The 22961-nt window shown below is 70.8% G+C and carries 18 protein-coding genes; 3 read left to right on the top strand and 15 right to left on the bottom strand.

The genetic code is table 11. From position 1 onward, the window contains the following. Positions 1–74 precede the first annotated feature (74 nt). The 7 genes from truB to rimP all read right to left on the bottom strand — a co-directional run bounded on the left by truB (position 75) and on the right by rimP (position 7515). On the bottom strand, positions 75–980 hold the full coding sequence (truB, locus tag ACH4DZ_RS38290; RefSeq protein WP_398293262.1) for a tRNA pseudouridine(55) synthase TruB: 906 nt from the start codon (positions 978–980) through the stop codon (positions 75–77). Beyond that, positions 977–1468, bottom strand: a complete 492-nt coding sequence (gene rbfA, locus ACH4DZ_RS38285; RefSeq protein ID WP_398293260.1) for a 30S ribosome-binding factor RbfA — start codon at positions 1466–1468, stop codon at positions 977–979. Before rbfA ends, truB begins: the two co-directional genes overlap by 4 nt. A 58-nt stretch (positions 1469–1526) precedes the next feature. Next, positions 1527–1823 carry a DUF503 domain-containing protein gene (locus tag ACH4DZ_RS38280; RefSeq protein ID WP_307536080.1) on the bottom strand — a complete coding sequence of 99 codons (297 nt, stop codon included), beginning with the start codon at positions 1821–1823 and terminating at the stop codon, positions 1527–1529. Between the two features lie 355 nt (positions 1824–2178). Beyond that, positions 2179–5370 carry a translation initiation factor IF-2 gene (gene infB / locus ACH4DZ_RS38275; RefSeq protein WP_398293258.1) on the bottom strand — a complete coding sequence of 1064 codons (3192 nt, stop codon included), beginning with the start codon at positions 5368–5370 and terminating at the stop codon, positions 2179–2181. A gap of 147 nt (positions 5371–5517) precedes the next feature. Beyond that, complete coding sequence (locus tag ACH4DZ_RS38270; RefSeq protein ID WP_398293256.1) at positions 5518–5814, bottom strand: YlxR family protein; 297 nt, start codon at positions 5812–5814, stop codon at positions 5518–5520. A 124-nt stretch (positions 5815–5938) separates the two neighbouring features. Then, positions 5939–6997, bottom strand: a complete 1059-nt coding sequence (gene nusA, locus ACH4DZ_RS38265; protein WP_398293254.1) for a transcription termination factor NusA — start codon at positions 6995–6997, stop codon at positions 5939–5941. Between the two features lie 2 nt (positions 6998–6999). Next, a complete protein-coding gene (gene rimP, locus ACH4DZ_RS38260) occupies positions 7000–7515 on the bottom strand; it encodes a ribosome maturation factor RimP (protein WP_398293252.1) in 516 nt (171 codons plus the stop codon). Between the two features lie 207 nt (positions 7516–7722). Here rimP and ACH4DZ_RS38255 point away from each other — a divergent pair, with 207 nt between their 5' ends. From ACH4DZ_RS38255 to ACH4DZ_RS38245, 3 genes are read left to right on the top strand one after another with little or no spacing between them, the layout of a single operon-like run. Then, the gene (locus tag ACH4DZ_RS38255; protein ID WP_398293333.1) at positions 7723–8289 is read left to right on the top strand and encodes a hypothetical protein; all 567 of its coding nucleotides are present in this window, start codon (positions 7723–7725) and stop codon (positions 8287–8289) included. Then, on the top strand, positions 8286–8795 hold the full coding sequence (locus ACH4DZ_RS38250; protein WP_398293250.1) for a ferritin-like domain-containing protein: 510 nt from the start codon (positions 8286–8288) through the stop codon (positions 8793–8795). Before ACH4DZ_RS38255 ends, ACH4DZ_RS38250 begins: the two co-directional genes overlap by 4 nt. 56 nt (positions 8796–8851) lie before the next feature. Further along, positions 8852–9745 (top strand): aminoglycoside phosphotransferase family protein, encoded by an 894-nt coding sequence (locus tag ACH4DZ_RS38245; RefSeq protein WP_398293248.1) that lies wholly within the window; start codon positions 8852–8854, stop codon positions 9743–9745. A gap of 95 nt (positions 9746–9840) precedes the next feature. Here ACH4DZ_RS38245 and ACH4DZ_RS38240 read toward each other — a convergent pair whose 3' ends face one another. The 8 genes from ACH4DZ_RS38240 to ACH4DZ_RS38205 form a co-directional block, all read right to left on the bottom strand. Continuing rightward, positions 9841–11535, bottom strand: coding sequence for a proline--tRNA ligase (locus ACH4DZ_RS38240; protein ID WP_398293246.1), 1695 nt, complete (start codon positions 11533–11535; stop codon positions 9841–9843). A 128-nt stretch (positions 11536–11663) separates the two neighbouring features. Then, a complete protein-coding gene (locus ACH4DZ_RS38235; protein WP_398293244.1) occupies positions 11664–12242 on the bottom strand; it encodes a GNAT family N-acetyltransferase in 579 nt (192 codons plus the stop codon). A 158-nt stretch (positions 12243–12400) separates the two neighbouring features. Next, the gene (locus ACH4DZ_RS38230; protein WP_398293242.1) at positions 12401–13249 is read right to left on the bottom strand and encodes a GNAT family N-acetyltransferase; all 849 of its coding nucleotides are present in this window, start codon (positions 13247–13249) and stop codon (positions 12401–12403) included. A 259-nt stretch (positions 13250–13508) separates the two neighbouring features. Beyond that, positions 13509–14666, bottom strand: coding sequence for a flavodoxin-dependent (E)-4-hydroxy-3-methylbut-2-enyl-diphosphate synthase (gene ispG / locus ACH4DZ_RS38225; protein WP_398293240.1), 1158 nt, complete (start codon positions 14664–14666; stop codon positions 13509–13511). 167 nt (positions 14667–14833) lie between these two features. Then, positions 14834–16138 carry a M50 family metallopeptidase gene (locus tag ACH4DZ_RS38220; protein ID WP_398293238.1) on the bottom strand — a complete coding sequence of 435 codons (1305 nt, stop codon included), beginning with the start codon at positions 16136–16138 and terminating at the stop codon, positions 14834–14836. Continuing rightward, complete coding sequence (dxr, locus tag ACH4DZ_RS38215; RefSeq protein WP_398293236.1) at positions 16135–17448, bottom strand: 1-deoxy-D-xylulose-5-phosphate reductoisomerase; 1314 nt, start codon at positions 17446–17448, stop codon at positions 16135–16137. The genes ACH4DZ_RS38220 and dxr overlap by 4 nt, the downstream gene beginning before the upstream one ends. A gap of 154 nt (positions 17449–17602) precedes the next feature. Then, on the bottom strand, positions 17603–20395 hold the full coding sequence (gene secA / locus ACH4DZ_RS38210) for a preprotein translocase subunit SecA (protein ID WP_398293234.1): 2793 nt from the start codon (positions 20393–20395) through the stop codon (positions 17603–17605). A 282-nt stretch (positions 20396–20677) separates the two neighbouring features. Beyond that, the gene (locus ACH4DZ_RS38205) at positions 20678–22624 is read right to left on the bottom strand and encodes an acyl-CoA dehydrogenase family protein (protein WP_398293232.1); all 1947 of its coding nucleotides are present in this window, start codon (positions 22622–22624) and stop codon (positions 20678–20680) included. Between the last annotated feature and the right edge of the window lie 337 nt (positions 22625–22961).

Genomic DNA, 22961 nt, shown 5'->3' with positions numbered 1-22961 from the left:
GTGAACGCCGCTCCACGACGAAGAAGGAAAAAGAAAGAACACGAACAGCGCGAAGAACGCGAGGAACGGAACGGTCAGACGAAGACCGCGAGGCTCTTGGCCTTGCCCTTCTGCTCCTCCACCAGCGCCAGGAACCGTCCCTCGGGATCGAACACCCCGACGGCCCCGGCCCCGGTGTACTCCTCGGGCATCTCCAGCCGCACACCGTTCGTCAGCAGCTGCGCGCGCTTGGTGTCCACGTCCCAGCGGGGGAACGCGGTCGCGGCGGCCTCCGCCACGGGCATCACGGACAGCTCCTCCTGGAGCTGGTCGAGAGTCCGCGCGGTGTCGAGCTTGTACGGGCCCACGCGCGTGCGCCGCAGCGCCGTCAGATGACCGCCGACACCCAGGTCCGCGCCCAGGTCACGGGCGAGCGCACGGATGTACGTACCGGACGAGCACACCACCGAGACGATCAGGTCCAGGACCGGTGTGCCGTCCTCGGCCACGGCGCCCCGGACGTCGTACACGGCGAAGGACGAGATCCGCACCGGGCGGGCCGGGATCTCGAAGTCCTCGCCCTCGCGCGCCCGCTTGTACGAGCGCACGCCGTTGATCTTGATGGCGCTGACCTTGGACGGCACCTGCATGATGTCGCCGCTGAGCTTGGCGATCCCGGCGTCGATGGCGTCCCGGGTCACCTCGGAGGCATCGGCCGACGAGGTGAGGTCGCCCTCGGCGTCGTCCGTGAGGGTGTTCTGCCCCAGCCGGATGGTGCCGAGGTACTCCTTCTCGGTCAGCGCGAGGTGCCCGAGGAGCTTGGTCGCCTTCTCGACACCGAGGACGAGCACGCCCGTCGCCATGGGGTCGAGGGTGCCGGCGTGTCCGACGCGGCGGGTCTTGGCGATCCCGCGCATCTTGGCGACCACGTCGTGCGAAGTGAAGCCCGACGGCTTGTCGACGATGACAAGGCCGTCGGGCGTCTGCTGCTTCTGCGTCATTTGGCGGCGTCGCCGCCCGTCTCGTCGCCGTCGGACGCGTCGTCGGACTCGTCCTCGTCGTCGTCCTCTTCCGGCTTCTTGTACGGGTCGGCGTCACCGGCGAAGGTGGCGCCGGCCGAGACCTCGCGCACCTGGGCGTCCTTGGCCCGCGCCTTGTCGAGGAGGTCCTCGATGGTCTTGGCGGTGTCCGGCAGGGCGTCCGCGACGAAGGTGAGCGTCGGGGTGAACTTCACGCCCGCCGCCGCGCCGACCGCCGAGCGGAGCACGCCCTTGGCGCTCTCCAGGCCTGCGGCGGCCTCCGCGCGCTGCGCGTCGTCCCCGTACACCGTGTAGAAGACGGTCGCCTCACGGAGGTCCCCGGTGACCCGGGTGTCCGTAATGGTCACATGCGAACCGAGCCGCGGGTCCTTGATCCCACGCTGCAGCTTCTTGGCAACCACCTCTCGGATGAGGTCCGCCAGCCTCTTCGCCCGCGCGTTGTCGGCCACTGGTCCGTCTCCCTCTTATCTGCTGATCCGTGTACGGGCGATCCTTGTCGCCGCACGCTCATTCGTCGTCTTCGCCGTGCAGCCGCCGTCGCACCGACAGCAGCTCCACCTCGGGGCGCCCGGCGACCAGGCGCTCGCACCGGTCGAGTACGTCGGTCAGGTGACCGGTGTCCCCGGAGACCACCGCGAGTCCGATGACGGCCCTGCGGTGGAGGTCCATGTGCTCCACCTCCGCCGCGCTCACCGCGTGCTTGCGGATGAGTTCGGCCACGATCGGGCGGACGACGGAGCGTTTCTCCTTCAGCGACCGTACGTCGCCGAGGAGGAGATCGAAGGACAGAGTCCCCACGTACATGTGTGTCCGGATGTCCCGCCGGGTCGGGGTAGGTGGCCCGGCCAAGCTTCTTGCCGGGGCACTTGAACGGTACCCCGAACCTCCGGTACCGCTCGACGGGGTTTCCGCCCCCGCCGCCCCTACCCTCCCCGTCACTGCATGGGGGCTGCGCCCCCTCGCCCCCCTTTGTCCTCAAACGCCGGACGGGCTGGTTTTCCAGCCCGTCCGGCGTTTGAGGACCGGGGTTCGGGGGCTGGCCCCCGAGTCAGTGACGGGAACGGGTAGGGGCGGCGGGGGCGAAAAACCCCGTGGGGGTTGGCCCACAGGAACGAGTTCCCGTGGGCCAACCCCACACGGTCAAGCCAAGCCGCAGGCGCTACGCGCGCGGCTTCTCCCGCATCTCGTACGTCGCGATGACGTCGTCGATCTTGATGTCGTTGAAGTTGCCGAGGTTGATACCGCCCTCGAACCCTTCGCGGATCTCGGTGACATCGTCCTTGAAGCGACGCAGACCGGAGATGTTGAGGCTCTCCGCGATGACCTTGCCATCACGCAGCAACCGCGCCTTGGTGTTGCGCTTGACCTCGCCGGAGCGGACCAGCACACCGGCGATGTTGCCCAGCTTGGACGAGCGGAAGACCTCGCGGATCTCCGCCGTACCGAGCTCGACCTCTTCGTACTCCGGCTTGAGCATGCCCTTGAGGGCCGCTTCGATCTCCTCGATGGCCTGGTAGATCACCGAGTAGTAGCGGACGTCGACGCCCTCGCGCTCCGCCATCTGCGCCGCGCGGCCCGCAGCGCGGACGTTGAAGCCGATGACGATGGCGTCGGATCCGGTCGCCAGGTCGATGTCCGACTCGGTGACCGCACCCACACCGCGGTGCAGGACACGGATGTCGACCTCTTCACCGACGTCGAGCTGGAGCAGCGAGGACTCAAGAGCCTCCACCGAACCGGACGCGTCGCCCTTGATGATGAGGTTGAGTTCCTGCACCAGACCGGCCTTGAGGGCCTCGTCCAGGTTCTCCAGGGAGAACCGGACTCCGCGCCGGGCGAAGTTGGCGTTGCGCTCACGCGCCGCGCGCTTCTCGGCGATCTGGCGGGCCGTACGGTCCTCGTCGACGACGAGGAAGTTGTCGCCGGCGCCCGGGACGTTGGTGAGACCGAGGACGAGGACCGGAGTCGAGGGACCCGCCTCTTCCACGTTCTCGCCCTTGTCGTCGAGCATCGCGCGGACACGGCCGTACGCGTCGCCGACCACCATGGTGTCGCCGACCCGCAGGGTGCCTCGCTGGACCAGGACGGTCGCGACGGCGCCGCGGCCACGGTCCAGGTGGGACTCGATCGCGATGCCCTGCGCGTCCTGCTCCGGGTTGGCCCGCAGGTCGAGCGAGGCGTCCGCGGTGAGGACCACGGCCTCCAGCAGGCTCTCGATGTTGAGGCCCTGCTTGGCGGAGATGTCGACGAACATCGTGTCGCCGCCGTACTCCTCGGCCACCAGACCGAACTCGGTGAGCTGACCGCGCACCTTGGTCGGGTCCGCGCCCTCGACGTCGATCTTGTTGACCGCGACCACGATCGGCACACCGGCCGCCTTGGCGTGGTTCAGCGCCTCGATCGTCTGGGGCATCACACCGTCGTTGGCCGCCACCACGAGGATCGCGATGTCGGTCGACTTCGCACCACGCGCACGCATGGCGGTGAACGCCTCGTGACCCGGGGTGTCGATGAAGGTGATGCGACGCTCTTCTTCGTTGACGACGGTCGCGACCTGGTAGGCACCGATGTGCTGGGTGATGCCACCGGCCTCGCCCGCGACGACGTTCGTCTTGCGGATGGTGTCGAGAAGGCGGGTCTTACCGTGGTCGACGTGACCCATGACGGTCACGACCGGCGGACGCGCGACGAGGAACTCCTCGCCACCCTCGTCCTCGCCGAACTCGATGTCGAAGGACTCAAGAAGCTCGCGGTCCTCCTCCTCGGGGCTGACGATCTCCAGGACGAAGTTCATCTCGTCCGCGAGGAGCTTCAGCGTCTCGTCGGAGACGGACTGCGTGGCAGTGACCATCTCGCCGAGGTTCATCATCACGCCGACGAGCGACGCCGGGTTGGCGCCGATCTTCTCGGCGAAGTCGGTGAGCGAGGCACCGCGCGACAGGCGGACGGACTGTCCGTTGCCGCGAGGCAGCATGACGCCGCCGACCGACGGGGCCTGCATGGCCTCGTACTCCTGGCGCCTCTGCCGCTTCGACTTGCGACCGCGACGCGCGGGACCACCGGGACGACCGAAGGCGCCCTGTGTGCCACCACGGCCACCGGGACCACCGGGACGGCCGCCGAAGCCGGGACGGCCACCGCCGCCGCCACCGGGACCACCCGGACGGCCGGCGAAACCGCCGCCACCGCCACCGGGACCACCCGGACGGCCGGCGAAACCGCCACCGCCGCCACCGGGACCGGCCGGACGGCCGGCGAAGCCGCCGCCACCGGGACGACCGCCGCCGGCACCGCCGGGACGGCCACCGCCACCGCCGGGACCGCGGCCACCGGGGCCACCGCCGCCGGGACGCGGTCCCGCAGCCGGACGCTGCGGCATCATGCCGGGGTTGGGACGGTTGCCGCCGGGACCGCCACCGGGACGCGGAGCGCCACCGGGACCGCCCTGCGGACGGGGCATGCCGCCCGGGCTCGGACGGTTGCCGCCGGGACCGCCACCGGGACGCGGAGCGCCACCGGGACCGCCCTGCGGACGGGGACCACGGTCCTGGCCCGCGCCCTGGGGACGCGGAGCGCCGCCCGGGGCACCGGAACCACCGGGTCCGCCGGGGCCGGGACGTGCGCCGCCCGGACGGGGCGTCTGCGGACGTGCCATGCCGGTGGAGCCACCGGAGGTGAACGGGTTGTTACCGGGACGCGGACCTGCGGGACGACCGCCGGGACGCGTGCCCTGGCCGCCGGGACGCGGGGCGCCCTGACGGTCACCGCGGTCGCTGCGCTCGGGACGCTCGCCACGGCCCTGACCGGGACCGCCCTGGCCGCCCTGTGCGGGGCCTGCCGGACGGACACCGGGCTTCGGGGCGCCGGGACGTGCACCGCTCGGACGCGGGTTGGCCGGTGCCGGCGCCGAGGAGGCGGCCGGAGCGGCCGGAGCCGCAGGTGCCGCGGGCGGCGCCGTGAACTCGGGTACCGCCGGAGCCGGAGACGCCGGAGCGGGCTTCGGCGTGGGCGGCTTGGGACCCGGACGCGGGCCTGCGGCCGGAGCGGCCGGAGACACGGGTGCCTCCGCGACGGCCGGCTTCGGGGCCGGCGGGCGCGGGGCGGCCGGACCCGGACGGGCGGCCTGCGCCGGTGAAGGCGCGCCGGGCCTGGCGGGCGCGGCCTTGCGCGGGGCGGGCTTGCCGCCGCCGTTGCCCTGCTGGAGGGCGTCGGTCAGTTTGCGTACTACGGGCGCCTCGATCGTCGAGGACGCCGAACGGACGAATTCACCGAGTTCTTGGAGCTTGGCCATGACGACCTTGCTCTCCACCCCGAACTCCTTGGCGAGTTCGTATACCCGGACCTTAGCCACTTCGCTCCTTTTAGGTCCGGGTTGCGTCCGGACCGTCGCTACTTCATGGGCGTACTCATCGCGTGCTCATCGAGTGCTCATCGCAATCTCGACCTACTTCCAACTCGCGGGGTACCAGGGCCGCACGGGGTTCCGTACGGCTCTTCCTTACGGTGTTGCCTGCTCAGCAACTGTCTGCCGCTCGACGTACAGGCGCAACGCCTTTGTGTCGAGCTGACCCGGGGCACGCAGCGCCCGTGGGAACGCCCGGCGGCGGACCGCCAGGTCCAGACAGACCAGGGCGGGGTGTACATACGCACCCCGGCCGGGCAGCGTACCGCGAGGATCGGGGACGCATTCGCCCCCGGCCGCCACAGCACGCAGCAGATCGGTCTTGGCCGCTCGCTCCCGGCACCCCACACAGGTGCGTTCAGGGCATGCTCGGGCGTGCGTCCGGCCAGACACTGTTAAGTCTACCTCCCTGCACCGACCTCACCCCTTTGGGGCAAGTATCGAACAGTTGCCGCGCATAAAACTGTCGTGAAACCGCTGTGATCCAAACCACCCGCGGCTGGGATCTATTCCCGGGTCACTCCCCGGACCGACCGTCACGCCGGTCGTCACGCCGGTCGTCGCGCCGGTATTCGGGGCGGTCTGCGCCGTCCTCACCGGCCTGCTCGGTGTCCGGGCGGATGTCGATGCGCCAGCCGGTCAGCCGGGCGGCGAGGCGGGCGTTCTGGCCCTCCTTGCCGATGGCCAGCGACAGCTGGTAGTCGGGCACGGTCACGCGCGCGGACCGGGCCGCGAGGTCGACGACCTCGACCTTGGAGACCCGGGCCGGGGAGAGCGCGTTGCCCACCATGTCCGCGGGGTCGTCCGACCAGTCGACGATGTCGATCTTCTCGCCGTTCAGCTCGGCCATCACGTTGCGCACCCGGCCGCCCATGGGGCCGATACAGGCGCCCTTGGCGTTCAGGCCCGACCGGGTGGACCGGACGGCGATCTTCGTGCGGTGGCCGGCCTCGCGGGCGATGGCGGCGATCTCGACGGATCCGTCGGCGATCTCCGGCACCTCAAGCGCGAAGAGCTTCTTCACGAGGTTCGGGTGCGTGCGGGAGAGCGTCACGGACGGACCGCGGACACCCTTCGCCACCCGTACGACGTACGACCGCAGCCGCATGCCGTGCTGGTACGCCTCACCGGGGACCTGCTCCTGCACCGGCAGGATGGCCTCCAGCTTGCCGATGTCGACGAGCACGTTCTTCGGGTCGCGGCCCTGCTGGACGACACCGGTGACGATGTCGCCCTCACGGCCCGCGTACTCGCCGAGCGTCGCGTCGTCCTCCGCGTCCCGCAGACGCTGCAGGATGACCTGCTTGGCGGTGGTGGCGGCGATCCGGCCGAAGTCCGACGGGGTGTCGTCGAACTCGCGTGCCTCCTGCCCCTCCTCCAGGTCGTCCGGGTCCTCCTTCGCCCACACGGTCACATGACCGGTCTCCCGGTCGAGCTTCACGCGCGCGTGACGGCGGCTTCCCTCGGTGCGGTGGTAGGCGATGAGGAGGGCCGACTCGATCGCTTCGACCAGCAGGTCGAAGGAGATCTCCTTCTCCCGCACCAGGCCCCGCAGGGCACTCATGTCGATGTCCACGGCTACGCCTCCTCCTCTTCCATGTCCTTCTCGTCCTTCTTGTCCTTGCGGTTGAACTCGACCTGGACGCGGGCCTTGACGATGTCCTCGAAGGCGAGCCTCCTGGCGGTGGGCTTGCGCCCCTTCACGCCGGGCACCTCCGCGTCCACGCCCTCCTCGTCGACCGTGACGATCCGGGCGACCAGCTCGTCGCCGTCCTTCAACTGGAACTTCACGAGCCGGCCGGTGGCACGTACGTAGTGCCGGTGTTCCCTCAGCTCGCGCTCGGCGCCCGGGGTTCCCACCTCAAGGGTGTACTCGCCCTGGCCCATGGCGTCGGTCTCGTCGAGCTTCGCCGAGAGCGCGCGGCTCACATCGGCGATCGCGTCGAGGTCGGCTCCTTCGTCGGAGTCGACGACGACACGCAGCACACGCTTACGGCCCACCGAGGCCACTTCGATCTCTTCGAGGTCGAGTCCCTGTGAGCTGACGAGCGGTTCCAGGAGCTCTCGCAGCCTCTCGCTCTGGGTGGTGCTCATCCGGGTGACTCCTCGGCCGCGTGTGCTGTTGTGGGTAGGTCGCGTGTCAGGTCAAAGGGTATCCGGTCCCAAGGGGTGTTGCCGTCCACCGTGTCCCGCCCGGCGGCGGGGCGGCGCCGCTGGTGGGCCCGGGGGCGGTACGCGGGTACCGTGATCAAGGGTCTGCCGCCCATTTCGTTCGTACGAGCCCTGACGAGGACGTCTGCCGTGCCGTTCACCCTGCCGTCGCGCACCCCCTCGGGGCCGCGCCGAAGGAGCCTGCTCGCCGGGGCCGCCGGAGCGGGCACCGTGCTGCTCGCCGGCTGCTCCGACTCCGACTCCGCCTCCGGGACCACCAGCGGGAGTTCGTCCGCCGCCGCACGGGCACGCGCGCGTGCGGCCCGCGACAGCGAACAGCTCGCGCGGCGGTACGAGGCCGTGCTCGCCGCGCATCCCGCGCTGGGCACCCGGCTGTCACCGCTGCTCGCGGAGGTCGTACGGCACGCCGAGGCGTTCGGCGGCGGCAAGCGGGCGAAACCTTCCGCCGACCCTTCCGCCGACGCTTCCGCGAGCGCTTCGCCCACCCCGTCTGCCTCCGCCTCCGCTTCCCCCTCCCCCGAGGCGCCGGCCACGGAGAAGGAGGCCCGCGGCGAACTCGCCGCGGCCGAGCGGGCGTTGGCGGACCGGCGGATGAAGGCGCTGGCGGACGTGCCGGGAGAACTGGCCCGGCTGCTCGCTTCGGTGGCGGCGGCCGGTGCGGGCCACGCGTTCCTGCTGACGGAGGACAAGAAGTGAGCGGTTCCGGCAGGACTGGAGCGACCGGAGTACAGGCGAAGGCAGCCGCGAAGGCGTCGGCGGAGCTGACGGCCGCGCAGGCCGCGCTCGCCGCGGAGCACGCCGCCGTGTACGGCTACGGGGTCGTGGGCGCCCGGATCACGCAGACACGGCAGACCGAGGCGCGGGCCGCCTACGACGCGCACCGTGCCCGCCGGGACGAGCTGGCCCGCGCGGTGCGCGACCTGGGCGGCAAGCCAGGACCGGCGGCAGCGGCCTACGCGCTGCCCTTCGCGGTCCCGGACGCGGAGTCGGCCCTGCGGCTCGCCGCCGAACTGGAGGACCGGGTGGCCGGGGTGTACTCCGACCTCGTCCGGGCCGCCGACGGCGACCGGCGGCAGGCCGCGGCGCAGGCCCTGCGGGACGCAGCGGTGCGGGCGGTGCGCTGGCGCGGCGAGAGCGTAGCCTTCCCTGGTCTCGCCGAGCGGTCGGCCACCGCCACCGCGTCGGCGACACCGACCTCGTAACGCACAGAGGGACAGCCGTGGAAGGGCCCCCGTACCCGGAAGGGAACTACTCGCGCATGGCTTTCGAACCGCCGCGGCGTCTGGTCAAGGCGCTCGGCGAGGCGGCACCGGGTGGTGACGGCTGGCTGGAGAAGCTGCCCGAGGCGGCCGAGCGGGCGGTCGCGCTACGCGGGTCGACCGTGGAGCGTGTGCAGGTTCCCGGCGGGCGCGGCAGTCTGGTCATCCTGGTCCGGCTGCCGGACGGCACCCCCGCCGTCCTCAAGCTGGCACCGGACCGGGCCCGCCCGGAGAGCGAGCGGGCCGCGCTGGCGCACTGGGACGGCCTGGGCGCGGTCCGCCTCCTGGAGCCGGCCGGCGCCGAGGGCGTACTGCTCCTTGAGCGGCTGCATCCCGATGTGTCGGTGCGGTCGCTGCCGGAGGCCAAGTCGATGCTGGAGGCGGCCGGGACACTGCGCCGGCTGTGGGTCGAGCCGCCTGCGGGCCATGTCTTCGAGACGGTGGCCGAGCGGACGGGACGGCAGGCCGCGGCGATGCGGGCGGGCGCCGACGCGGACGCGGTGCCGCTGGTCGACGCGGCCCTCGCGGTCCGCGAGGAACTGCTGGCGTCGCCGCCGCCGGCGCACCTGCTGCACGGCACCTTCCGCCAGAGCAAGGTCCTGGCCGGCGAACGCAGTCCCTGGCTGGCCGTCGGCCCCGATCCCGTGGTCGGCGAGTGCGCCTTCGACCTGGCCCGGCTGGTCCGTGACCGGGTCGAGGACCTGATCGCCTCGCCGTCCGGCGGCGCCACCACCCGCCGGCGGATCAAGCGGCTCGCGGAGTCCCTGGACGTGGACCAGGAACGGCTGCGCGGCTGGACCCTGTTCCGGGCCGTGGAGTCGGGCGTACGGGCGCGGCGGGTGGGCCGGCCGCAGGACGCCGAGCTGCTGCTGGAGTTCGCGGCCTGGTTGTAGGAGCGGTGGGGTGACGGTGGCCCGTCGTGCGCGCGTGGTCGTGAGCTGAGCGCCCGGAGTCCCGCGCCTCTTGCGGGGCGCGGGACTCCGGGGTGCTATGCCGTGAGGCGGGCGATCGCCTCGTCCACGGTCAATTCCTCGCGCTCGCCGGTACGGCGGTCCTTCAGCTCCAGGACGCCCTCGGCCGAACGCCGGCCGGCCACCAGGATCTTCGGTACGCCGATGAGTTCCGCGTCGGTGAACTTCACGCCGGGCGAGACGCCCGCGCGGTCGTCCACGAGCACGCGTACGCCCGCCGTGCCCAGCTTCTCGGAGACGTCGAGCGCCAGCTCGGTCTGCAGGGCCTTGCCCGCCGCGACGACATGGACGTCGGCCGGGGCGATCTCGGCGGGCCAGACCAGGCCCTGCTCGTCGGCGTGCTGCTCGGCGAGCGCCGCGACCGCGCGTGAGACACCGATGCCGTACGAGCCCATGGTGACGCGGACCGGCTTGCCCTGCTTGCCGAGCACGTCGAGCTGGAGGGCGTCGGCGTACTTGCGGCCGAGCTGGAAGATGTGGCCGATCTCGATGGCGCGGTCCAGCTTGAGGCCGGTGCCGCAGGCGGGGCAGGGGTCGCCCTCGCGCACGACGACCACGTCCACGTATTCGTCGACCTCGAAGTCCCGGCCCGCGACGACGTTCTTCGCGTGCACGCCGTCCTGGTTGGCGCCGGTGATCCAGGCGGTGCCGGGGGCGACGCGCGGGTCGGCGAGGTAGCGGACCTTCTCCAGGCCCTGCGGGCCGACGTAGCCGCGTACGAGGTCGGCGCGGCCCGTGAAGTCCTCGGCCGTGACCAGTTCGACGGGGGCGGGGGCGAAGTGGGCCTCCACCTTGTCCAGGTCGACCTCGCGGTCGCCGGGGACGCCGACGGCCACGATCTCGCCGGCCACCTTGACCAGCAGGTTCTTCAGCGTGGCGGAGGCCGGGACCTCAAGGTACGCGGCGAGCGTCTCGATGGTCGGGGTCTCGGGGGTGGGGATCTCCTCCAGGGCGGGGACCCCGGCGGCGTCGACGGGCCGCAGCGGGTAGGTGACCGCCTCGGTGTTGGCGGCGTAGTCGCAGTTCGGGCAGTCGGCGAAGGTGTCCTCGCCGGCCGCGGCCGGGGCGAGGAACTCCTCGGACTTGGAGCCGCCCATGGCGCCCGCGGTGGCCGCGCAGATGCGGTAGTCCAGACCGAGACGCGCGAAGATCCTCTGGTACGCCGCGCGGTGCAGGGCGTAGGACTCGGCGAGGCCCTCGTCCTCCGTGTCGAAGGAGTACGAGTCCTTCATCAGGAACTCGCGGCCGCGCAGGATGCCGGCGCGGGGGCGGGCCTCGTCGCGGTACTTGTTCTGGATCTGGTAGAGGATCACGGGCAGGTCCTTGTAGGACGTGCACTGGTCCTTGACCAGGAGGGTGAAGATCTCCTCGTGGGTCGGGCCGAGGAGGTAGTCGCCGCCCTTGCGGTCGTTGAGGCGGAACAGCTCGGGGCCGTACTCCTCCCAGCGGCCGGTCGCCTCGTAGGGCTCCTTCGGCAGCAGGGCGGGGAGGGTGACCTCCTGGGCGCCGATGGCGTCCATCTCCTCGCGGACGACCCGCTCGACGTTGGCCAGCACCTTCTTGCCCAGCGGCAGCCAGGACCACAGGCCGGCGGCGGTCCGGCGGACGTAGCCGGCGCGCACCAGCAGCTTGTGGCTGAGCACCTCGGCGTCCGCCGGGTCGTCACGCAGTGTCTTGACCATCAAACGGGACATGCGCTGGACCTGGGCCATGGTTCTCGACTCCTGCTGCGTAAGGGTGGTGCTTGGAGGTTAGCCGGGGGGCCGCCGTCGCCGGAAATCCGTTTCGGCGACGGCGGTGGCGGGCCGGGGTGCGGCGGGGGGCCCGGCGGAGGGATCCGTCAGCGGCGTGCGAGGGGCAGCGGGGCGCCCATCACCACGTACGGCTTCGGCGCGCTGGGGAACAGGACCCGTACGACCAGGTCCTCGTAGCCGAGCGAGCGGTACAGCCCGCGGGCCGGGCTCTCCGCGTCGATCGCGGAGAGGATCGAGCGCGGTTCGGCGGCGCCGTCCGTGATCGTGGTGATCAGGGCGCGGCCGACCCCGCGGTTCTGGAAGTCCGGGTGGACGTGCAGTTCGGTGATCACGAAGGAGTCGTCCAGCCAGCCGTCGTGTCCCCGCCCGCGCAGATAGGGCTCGACGACGGTGGACCACCAGTGCGCGCGGTCGTTGGGCATGCCGTAGACGAAGCCGGCGAGCCGTCCGTCGGCGGTGGTCGCGCCGAGTGCGCGGGCGCCGGGGAAGGTGAGGTGCCGGAGCACGATCTGGCGCCGTACGGCGATCTCGTCCGCGCCGAGCCCGAAGGCCACGGCCTGGACGTTCAGCGCCTCGTCGATACGGGTGGCCAGGTCCAGGGGGCCGATGACGATGTCGTCGGGGGTGAGGGGGCCCTGACCGGGCTGACCGGGGAAGCGCAGCATGAACCGGAGACTACCTGGGGCGTCTCCACCGCGTGGGCCGGGCGGGGGTTGCTCTGTCGGGTGCGGGTCCGATGCGGCTGGTCGCGCCCACGCGGCGGAGCCGCACGATGTCAGCACCCCGCGCCCCTGAGGGCGTGCCCCCGCGAGGCAGCGCCCTTTCAGAACAGGACGCTCATGAACGCGCCTATTTCCTGGAAACCGGTTCTGCGGTATGTGGCTCGGGCCGCTGTGTTGTAGTCGTTGACGTAGAGGCTGACCAGGGGGGCCACGTCCGCGAGGGCGTAGCGCAGGACCGCCGCCATGCCGGGGGCCGCGTAGCCCTGGCCGCGGTACTCGGGGGCGACCCAGACGCCCTGGATCTGGCAGGCCTGGGTGGTCGCGGCGCCGATCTCGGCCTTGAAGACGACCCGGCCGTCACGGTCGACGCGGGCGAACGAGCGCCCGGAGCCGACGAGTTCGGCGACCCGCGCCTGGTAGAGCAGGCCGCCGTCGCCGGCGAGCGGGGAGACGCCGACCTCCTCCGTGAACATCGCCACGCAGGCCGGCATGATCGTCTCCATCTCGTCCTTGCGGATGCGACGGACGTACGGGTCCGGCGGGATGTCGGCGGGGAGCCGGTCGGCGACCATCAGGGGCTGGTGCGGCCTGACCTCGCGGGCGGGGCCCCAGTTCGGTTCGAGGAGGCGCCAGAGCTGGGCCGTGGCCTCGGAGGGGCCGACGATGGAGGAGCAGCGGCGGCCTGCCCTGCGGGCGCGGTCCGCGAAGGCGCGTACGGCGCGGGGGGTGGCGCAGATCGGGACGAGGTTGGCGCCAGCGTAGCAGAGGGACGTGAGCATGCCGTCCTCGTACCAGCCCCACATCTCGCCGCCGAGGCGCCAGGGGTCGAGGCCGGCGACCTGTACGCGGGAGGTCACGAAGGCGTTCGCCACCGGCTCGCGGTCGAGGACGGCGAGCGCGGCGTCCAGGTCGCTCGGGTCGAGGACTCTGGTGGTCGTCTGCGTCAACACGTGCGGGGCCTTCACCATCAGGTCTGCTGGTCTCCGCACTGTACCTGGCGAATATGTGGCGTGCCGCCCGGTGGGGGCGGGTGGGGTTGCCCCCACCGCCGCTGCCCTCCCCCATCGTCACTGCGTGGGGGCTGCGCCCCCTCGCCCCCATTGCGCAGTTCCCCGCGCCCCTGAAGGGGCGCGGGGAACTGCGCAATCCTTTGGGCCCGCCCCCACCGGCCCGCAAGCCGAGCCCGGTTCGGGGGCAGGGGCAGTGGCCTCAGCCTGCTACGGCCACAGAAGGCTCCCCGGAGGGGACCCCGTCCGCTTCCATCTGCTCGGCGATCTTCATCGCCTCTTCGATGAGCGTCTCGACGATCTTCGACTCCGGGACCGTCTTGATGACCTCGCCCTTGACGAAGATCTGCCCCTTGCCGTTGCCGGAGGCGACGCCGAGGTCGGCCTCACGGGCCTCGCCGGGCCCGTTCACGACGCAGCCCATGACGGCGACCCGGAGCGGGACCTCCATGCCCTCAAGGCCCGCCGTGACCTCCTCCGCCAGCTTGTAGACGTCGACCTGTGCGCGCCCGCAGGACGGGCAGGAGACGATCTCCAGGCGGCGCTGCTTGAGGTTCAGCGACTCCAGGATCTGCATCCCGACCTTGATCTCCTCGACCGGCGGGGCCGAGAGGGAGACCCGGATGGTGTCGCCGATGCCCTCGCTGAGCAGCGCCCCGAAGGCGACCGCCGACTTGATCGTGCCCTGGAAGGCGGGGCCGGCCTCGGTCACGCCGAGGTGCAGCGGGTAGTCGCAGGCGGCGGCGAGCTGGCGGTAGGCGTTGACCATGACCACCGGGTCGTTGTGCTTGACCGAGATCTTGATGTCCCGGAAGTCGTGCTCCTCGAAGAGCGACGCCTCCCAGAGCGCGGACTCGACGAGCGCCTCGGGCGTCGCCTTGCCGTACTTCTGGAGCAGCCGCCTGTCGAGGGAGCCGGCGTTGACGCCGATGCGGATCGGGGTGCCGTGGTCCTTCGCGGCCCGCGCGATCTCCTTGACCTGGTCGTCGAACTGCTTGATGTTCCCCGGGTTCACGCGCACCGCCGCGCAGCCGGCGTCGATCGCCGCGAAGACGTACTTCGGCTGGAAGTGGATGTCGGCGATGACCGGGATCTGCGACTTCTTGGCGATGGTGGCGAGTGCGTCGGCGTCGTCCTGGGTGGGGCACGCCACCCGCACGATCTGGCAGCCGGACGCGGTCAGCTCGGCGATCTGCTGAAGCGTGGCGCCGATGTCCGACGTACGCGTGGTCGTCATCGACTGGACCGAGACGGGTGCGTCGCCACCCACCGCCACGGTTCCGACCTGGATCTTCCGGCTCTTGCGGCGCTCGGCGAGCCTGGTCGGAACGTCCGGCATGCCGAGTGAAATCGCGGTCATCTGCTGTGCAACCCCAAGGTAAGGATTCGGTCGGTCCCGAAAGCTGACGGGCTCCAGTCATCGAGATTACGGCACCCCCGAAGGCGGAGGCACATTCCCCGAACAGGACCACCCGATGGAGGACGGCCGGACACACATCGTGTCCGGCCGCCGCGAACTCCGTGTGGCTACGAGATTCTGACGGGGTTAACCACGTCCGCGATCAGGACCAGGATCGTGAAGCAGATGAAGATGCCGGCCACCACGTACGCGACGGGCATCAGCTTCGCCACGTCGAAGGGGCCGGGGTCCGGGCGGCGCAGCACCTTCGCGCCGTTGCGCCGCAGCGACTCCCACAGGGCGCCCGCGATGTGCCCGCCGTCGAGCGGCAGCAGCGGGAGCATGTTGAACAGGAACAGGGAGAGGTTGAAGCCCGCGACGAGGAACAGCATCATCGCGATCTGGTTCTCCGGCGGGATGTCCAGCGTGAAGACCTCGCCGCCGACGCGCGCCGCGCCGACCACGCCCATCGGGGAGTCCGCCTCGCGCGGGCCGTCGCCGAAGGCCGCGTCCCACAGGGCGGGCACCTTGGACGGCAGGTTGACCAGCGACTCGACGCCGTTCTGCATCATGTCGCCCATGCGGTCCACGGACTGTCCGAAGGACTGCTGGACGATGCCGGAGGCGGGCGTGAAACCGAGGAAGCCGGCGTACACGTACTTGCCCTCGACGTAGCCGCCCTGGCCGTCGGTCTTGCTGACCTGGTTGCGGATGAGGTGGGCGGAGAGGTCGAGCTGCCCGCCGTCGCGCTCGACGGTCAGGGTGACGTCCTTGCCGGGGTTGGCGCGGATGTCGGACTGCAGGGCGGACCAGTCGGTGACCTTCTCGCCGTTGAACGCGAGGATCTTGTCACCGCCCTTGAGCCCGGCGGCCTTGGCGGGCGCGGCCGTGTCGCTCTTCTGGCACTCGGAGCGGGACTCGCTCTGCTCGATGACGCAGTCGGAGACCTTGCCGACCGTGGTGGTCTGGGTCTGGACGCCGAAGGTCATCATCACGCCGAGGAAGATCGCGACGGCCAGGATCAGGTTCATGAAGGGGCCGGCGAACATCACGATCACGCGCTTCCACGGCTTGCGCGTGTAGAAGAGCCGGTTCTCGTCACCGGGCTGCAGTTCCTCGAAGGACTGTGCCCTGGCGTCCTCGATCATGCCGCGCCACGGGGAGGTCGAGCGCGCCTCGATACGGCCGTCGGGGCCGGGCGGGAACATCCCGATCATGCGGATGTAGCCGCCGAGCGGAATCGCCTTGACCCCGTACTCCGTGTCGCCCTTCTTGCGCGAGAAGATCGTCGGGCCGAAGCCGACCATGTACTGCGGCACGCGGATGCCGAAGAGTTTGGCCGTGGAGAGATGCCCCAGCTCGTGCCAGGCGATCGAGAAGAGCAGGCCGACCGCGAAGACGACTATGCCGAGGATCATCATCAGGGTCGTCATGCACGAGCCTCCGCCGTTGTCTTGGCTGTCGTCCGAGCTGCTGTCCGTACTGTCAGTTCGCGGGCCCGGGCGCGGGCCCAGGTCTCCGCTTCGAGGACGTCCGCCACGGTGAGCGAGGTTCCCGTCCGATGGGGGTCCCCCCGATCGAGCGAAGCCGAGGTTGGGGGAGTGCCGTGCTCGGCGACGACCTCGGTGACGGTCTCCATGATCCCGTTGAACGGCAGTGTGCCGTTCAGGAACGCGTCCACGCATTCTTCGTTGGCCGCATTGAACACCGCGGGGGCCGTGCCCGCGAGCTCCCCGACGTGCCGGGCGAGCCCCACCGACGGAAACGCGTCGTTGTCGAGGGGGAAGAACTCCCAGCTCGACGCCTTCGACCAGTCGAAGGCGGGCGCGGCGTCGGGGACGCGCTGGGGCCAGCCCAGACCGATGGCGATCGGTCCCCGCATGTCGGGGGGCGTCGCCTGGGCCATCGTCGATCCGTCCGTGAACTCCACCATCGAGTGGACATACGACTGCGGGTGCACGACCACCTCAATGCGGTCGAAGGGAATGTCGTAGAGGAGGTGCGCCTCGATGACTTCGAGGCCCTTGTTGACGAGGGTCGCGGAGTTGACGGTGATGACCGGGCCCATGGCCCAGGTGGGGTGCGCGAGGGCGTCCTCGGGCCCGACATCGGCCAGCTCGGCCTTCGTACGTCCTCTGAAGGGGCCGCCCGAGGCGGTGACGACGAGCTTGCGTACGTCGGCCCTGGTGCCCGAGGCGAGCGCCTGGAACAGGGCGGCGTGCTCGGAGTCGACGGGGATGATCTGGCCCGGCGCGGCCAGCGCCCTCACCAGGGGGCCGCCGACGATGAGCGACTCCTTGTTGGCGAGCGCGAGGGTGCGGCCCGCCTCCAGGGCGGCGAGGGTGGGGGCGAGGCCGATCGAGCCGGTGATGCCGTTCAGGACGGTGTGTCCCGGGGAGGCCGCGAGCCGGGTGGCCGCGTCCGCTCCGGCGAGCAGCTCGGGAAGGGGCTCCCCGGGCCCGTACCGGGCGGAAAGGGCCGCACGCAGGGCCGGTACGGCGTCCTCGCGGGCGACGGCGACGGTCCGGACGCGGAGCCGGTGCGCCTGCTCCGCCAGCAGCTCCACCCTCCCGCCCGCCGCGGAGAGCCCGGTCACCCGGAACCGGTCGGGGTTGCGCAGCACGAGGTCGATGGCCTGGGTGCCGATCGATCCGGTGGAGCCGAGGATCACGACGTCCCGGCTCCCGTCCACAGGATCGAAGACGAGATGCGGATCGGCGAGGGGGGCTGGACTGTCGCTCATCCCCCCATTGTTGCCGCAACGCGACAGCAGAGGGGACGGGGGCGCCCCATGAGTGCCCCGTAAGGGGCCCGTCAGGGCCTTGAGGGACGCGGGGAACTGCGCGACAAGCCCCCACCGGACCCGCACCCGGACCCGCCGACACGGTTCCCGCCCCCTACCTCTTGCGCTTCCTGCGGCTCCGCCCCTTGCCCGCCCGCGGCGAACGCGGTCCCACATCGGCCGCACCCTCCGCCGGAGGCACCGGCACCGGCACGGCGTCGGAAGGCTCGAAGTCCCCTTCGACAACCCCTTCCGCCGTGTCCAGCGTGGGCGCGCTGAAATGCAGGCCGTCGGTGCGCCGGCCGGCGTCCAGGGCCTCCTGGCCCACGGACCTGCCGGACGCGTCCAGATTGAAGACGTACCCGACGGACTCCTCCTTGATCGCGTCGTTCATCGCGACGAACATGTCGTAGCCCTCACGCTCGTACTCGATGATCGGCTCCCGGCCGAGGGTCCAGCGCAGTCCGATCCCGTCCCGCAGGTAGTCCATCTCGTACAGGTGCTCGCGCCACTTACGGTCCAGGACCGACAGCACCACGAGGCGTTCCAGGTCGCGCAGCGCGTCCGCGCCCAGCTCGGCCTCGCGCTCCTCGTACCGGGTGTGGATGTCCTCGATGACGGCGTCGGCGATCGAGTCCGCGGTGAGGTCGGAGCGGTCGCCCGCGGCCTCCTCCAGGTCGCCGACGGTGACCGCGACCGGGTACAGCTGTTCGAAGGCGACCCAGAGCCGGTCCAGGTCCCACTCCTCGGGGAAGCCGTCGGCGGTCTCCACGGCGACGTACGCGCGGATGGTGTCGTCCATGAAGTGGAGGATCTGTTCCCGCAGGTTCTCACCGGCCAGCACCCGGCGGCGTTCCGCGTAGATGAGGGTGCGCTGGCGGTTGAGGACCTCGTCGAACTTGAGCACGTCCTTGCGGGACTCGAAGTGCTGCTGCTCCAGCTGGGACTGGGCGGAGGCGATGGCGCGCGTGACCATCTTGTTCTCGATGGGGACGTCGTCGGGGACGTTCGCCATGGACATCACGCGCTCGACGACCTGGGCGCGGAACAGCCGCATCAGGTCGTCCCCGAGGGAGAGGTAGAACCGGGAGGCGCCGGGGTCGCCCTGGCGGCCGGAGCGTCCGCGCAGCTGGTTGTCGATGCGGCGTGACTCGTGGCGCTCGGTGCCCAGCACGTACAGGCCGCCGAGGTCCTTGACCTCCTCGTGCTCGGCGGCGACCGATTCCTTGATCCGCTCCAGGGTCCGGCGGTGTTCGTCCCGGTACTCGTCGGGGCTCTCCTCGGGGCTGAGGCCGCGCCCGTCCAGCTCGGCGAGCGCCATGGCCTCGGGGTTGCCGCCGAGCATGATGTCGGTGCCGCGGCCGGCCATGTTGGTGGCCACGGTGACCGCGCCCCTGCGGCCGGCCTGCGCCACGATCTGTGCCTCGCGCCGGTGGTTCTTCGCGTTGAGCACCTCGTGCCGTATGCCGCGCTTCCTGAGCCGGGCGGCGAGGATCTCGGACTTCTCGACGGAGGTGGTGCCGACGAGGACCGGCTGGCCCTTGTCGTGCCTGTCGGCGATGTCGTCGAGGATCGCCGTGTACTTGGCGTCGACGGTCCGGTAGATCTGGTCGGGGTCGTCGGCGCGGGCCGTCGGCCGGTTGGTGGGGATCGGCACCACGTGAAGCTTGTAGATCTGGTGGAACTCGGCGGCCTCGGTCATGGCGGTGCCGGTCATTCCGCCGAGCTTCTCGTAGAGCCGGAAGAAGTTCTGCAGGGTGATCGTGGCGAGGGTCTGGTTCTCGTCCCTGACCGTCACCCCTTCCTTCGCCTCGATGGCCTGGTGCAGGCCCTCGTTGTAACGGCGTCCGGCGAGGAGGCGGCCGGTGTGCTCGTCGACGATGAGGACCTCGCCGTCCACGACGACGTAGTCCTTGTCGCGTCCGAAGTGTTCCTTCGCCTTGAGCGCGTTGTTCAGATGGCCGATGAGGGACGTGTGGTCGGACTCGTAGAGGCTGTCGATACCGAGCTGGTCCTGGAGGAACTCCACGCCGCGGTCGAGGATCGCCACGGTGCGTTTCTTCGGGTCGTACTCGTAGTCGTGGGTGGCGCGCAGCCCCGCGAGGCGGTCCTTGTCGGCCGGAGTGGTGAAGTTCTCGTCCTGGACGGCGACTCCGCGCATCCGGGTGACCATCTTGGCGAACGCCTCGTACCAGTGCGTGGGCTGGTCGGCCGGGCCGGAGATGATCAGCGGGGTCCTGGCCTCGTCGATGAGGATCGAGTCGGCCTCGTCGACGATGGCGAAGTGGTGGCCGCGCTGGACCAGTTCGTCCCTCGACCAGGCCATGTTGTCGCGCAGGTAGTCGAAGCCGAACTCGGTGTTGGTGCCGTAGGTGATGTCGCAGGCGTACTGCGCGCGGCGCTCGGCGGGGGTCGACCGGGTCCTGATGACACCGACGGTCAGCCCGAGGAAGCGGTAGGCGCGGCCCATCCAGTCGGCGTCGCGCTGGGCGAGGTAGTCGTTGACGGTGACGAGGTGGACGCCCTTGCCGGTCAGGGCGTTCAGGTAGACGGGCAGGGTGGCGACCAGGGTCTTGCCCTCGCCGGTCTGCATCTCGGCGATGTTGCCGAGGTGGAGGGCCGCGCCGCCCATCAGCTGTACGTCGAAGTGGCGCATCCCGAGTGTGCGGCGGGCGGCCTCGCGCATGGTGGCGAAGGCCTCCGGCAGGAGGTCGTCGAGGCTCTCGCCCGCCTCGTGGCGTTCTTTGAACTCGGGTGTGAGCGCTTGGAGTTCCTCGTCGGTGAGCTGCTCGAATTCCGCTTCCAAGGAGCCGACCTGCTCGGCGATGCGCTGGAGTCTGCGCAGGATTCTTCCCTCGCCGGCTCGCATGATCCTGCCGGTGATGTTGTCGAGACCCAGTACCGGCATCGGGATTCCCCCTGATACGGATATGACTGATCCGGACCCGACGGCTCTTCGGGTGCCGGCCGGTGGGGGCTGGTCGCGCAGTTCCCCGCGCCCCTGAGGGGATGCATGCCGGGGATTCGTCCGCACGTCCCCGGTTTTGCCGTCGCGCAATTCTCCGGGCGGCCCTGAGAGGGCGGCACATGCCCTGTCCCCTTCGCCGTTCCACTCATTGTCGGCGCACATTTTCCGTGCGGCAAGCAGCGGAGTGACGACGGGGACAGCAGTGCGCTCCTGGGGAGAAGGTCAGCGGATGGGGCGGTGGACGTTCTCCTTCCCGGACGCTCCGGGTGTCGCGTCGGCGATCCAGGGGCCGTCGCCGGACGGGTCGACGATCCCGTCCTCCAGCCAGGTGTAGGCGCCGCCGAGGACGCCCTTGACGACCTTGCCGTCGACGTCGTCGGTGTTGGACCACAGACGGCCGAAGAGCTCCTCCACCCGGATACGGGACTGGCCGCAGAAGGCGTCCGCGAGCTGGTACGCCTCGCGGCCGTGAGCCTCGGTGGTGCGCAGGAGTTCGGCACGGACGCAGACGGCGCTCATCGCGAACAGTTCGGCGCCGATGTCGACGATCCGGGCGAGGAAGCCCTGCTTGGTCTCCATCCGGCCCTGCCAACGGGACATGGCGTAGAAGGTGGAGCGGGCGAGCTTGCGGGCCGAGCGTTCCACGTACCGCAGGTGACCGGAGAGGTCGACGTGTCCGGCCGGGTGGAAGTCCCCGTACGCACGCGGGAGTTGACCGGGGCCCGCGACCAGCTTGGGGAACCACTTGGCGTAGAAGAGCCCGGCGTTCGCGCCCGCCCTCGCCTTGTCCGTCAGGGACTTGTCGGGGTCGATGAGGTCACCGGCGACGGAGAGGTGGGCGTCGACGGCCTCGCGGGCGATCAGGAGGTGCATGATCTCCGTCGAGCCCTCGAAGATGCGGTTGATGCGCAGATCGCGCAGCACCTGCTCGGCGGGGACGGCCCGTTCGCCGCGGGCGGCGAGCGAGTCGGCGGTCTCGAAACCGCGTCCGCCACGGATCTGGACCAGCTCGTCGGCCATCAGCCAGGCCATCTCGGAACCGAACAGCTTGGCGAGGGCGGCCTCGATCCGGATGTCGTTGCGGTCCTCGTCGGCCATCTGGGACGACAGGTCCAGGACGGCCTCCAGGGCGAACGTGGTCGCCGCGATGAAGGAGATCTTCGCGCCCACGGCCTCGTGGTGGGCGACCGGCTTGCCCCACTGCTCCCGCACGGACGACCACTCGCGGGCGATCTTCAGACACCACTTGCCGGCGCCGACGCACATCGCGGGCAGCGAGAGCCGTCCGGTGTTGAGGGTGGTCAGGGCGATCTTGAGCCCGGCGCCCTCCGCGCCGATGCGGTTCGCGGCGGGCACCCGGACCTGGTGGAAGCGGGTGACGCCGTTCTCCAGGCCGCGCAGCCCCATGAACGCGTTGCGGTTCTCGACGGTGACACCCTCCGAGGCCGCCTCGACGACGAAGGCGGTGATGCCGCCCTTGTGCCCCTCGGACTTCGGCACGCGCGCCATCACGACCAGCAGGTCGGCGACCACGCCGTTGGTCGTCCAGAGCTTCACCCCGTCGAGGACGTAGTCGTCCCCGTCGGGCACCGCGCTGGTCGCGAGCCGCGCCGGGTCGGAGCCCACGTCCGGCTCGGTGAGCAGGAAGGCGGAGATGTCGGTACGGGCCAGCCGCGGGAGGAAGGCGTCCTTCTGCTCCTGGGTGCCGAAGATCTTCAGCGGCTGGGGTACGCCGATCGACTGGTGCGCGGAGAGCAGCGCGCCGAGTGCCGGGTTCGCCGAGCCGACCAGGGCGAGCGCCTTGTTGTAGTAGACCTGCGTCAGGCCGAGGCCGCCGTACTTCGTGTCGATCTTCATGCCGAGGGCGCCGAGCTGCTTGAGCCCGTTGATCACCTCGTCGGGGATGCGGGCCTCCCGCTCGATGAGCGCGGAGTCGACCCTGGTCTCGCAGAAGTCGCGCAGCTTGGCGAGGAACTGCTCACCGCGCTGGGCGTCCTCGGCCGGGGGCATCGGGTGGGGGTGGATCAGGTCGAGCCGGAAGCGGCCGAGGAACAGCTCCTTGGCGAAGCTGGGTTTGCGCCAGTCCTGCTCCCGCGCGGCCTCGGCGACCTGACGGGCCTCACGTTCGGAGACAGCGGGCTGGTGGGGTGTTGCGGACAAGAGGCTCACCTCGCCGCGAATAGGGATCTTGGTCCGGTTACGTTACTCACCGGTGCTACTCGACCGTATGTACCCGATAACGACTCCACCCACCAGTCCTCGCGCACCATTCAGGGGGCAGGGCCGGCCCGAAGGGCCGCCCTGCCAGGGGCGCGGGGAACTGCGCGCCCGACCCCCACCCCCACCCCCCGGCACCCGCCGAACAACCCCGCCCCCCACCCCCGGTGGGCGCCCCGCGGAACCGACGGAGTCGAAGCGCTTCGACAACCTATGGACACCCACCCGCCATCAAGCTAATGTCAACCTACCCACACCGACCCCGCGCACCGTCGAAGCGCTTCACACA

The sequence above is a fragment of the Streptomyces sp. NPDC017991 genome (assembly GCF_044328075.1).
Taxonomy (GTDB): Bacteria; Actinomycetota; Actinomycetes; order Streptomycetales; family Streptomycetaceae; genus Streptomyces.
This window is presented reverse-complemented; position numbering and strand designations above follow the sequence as displayed.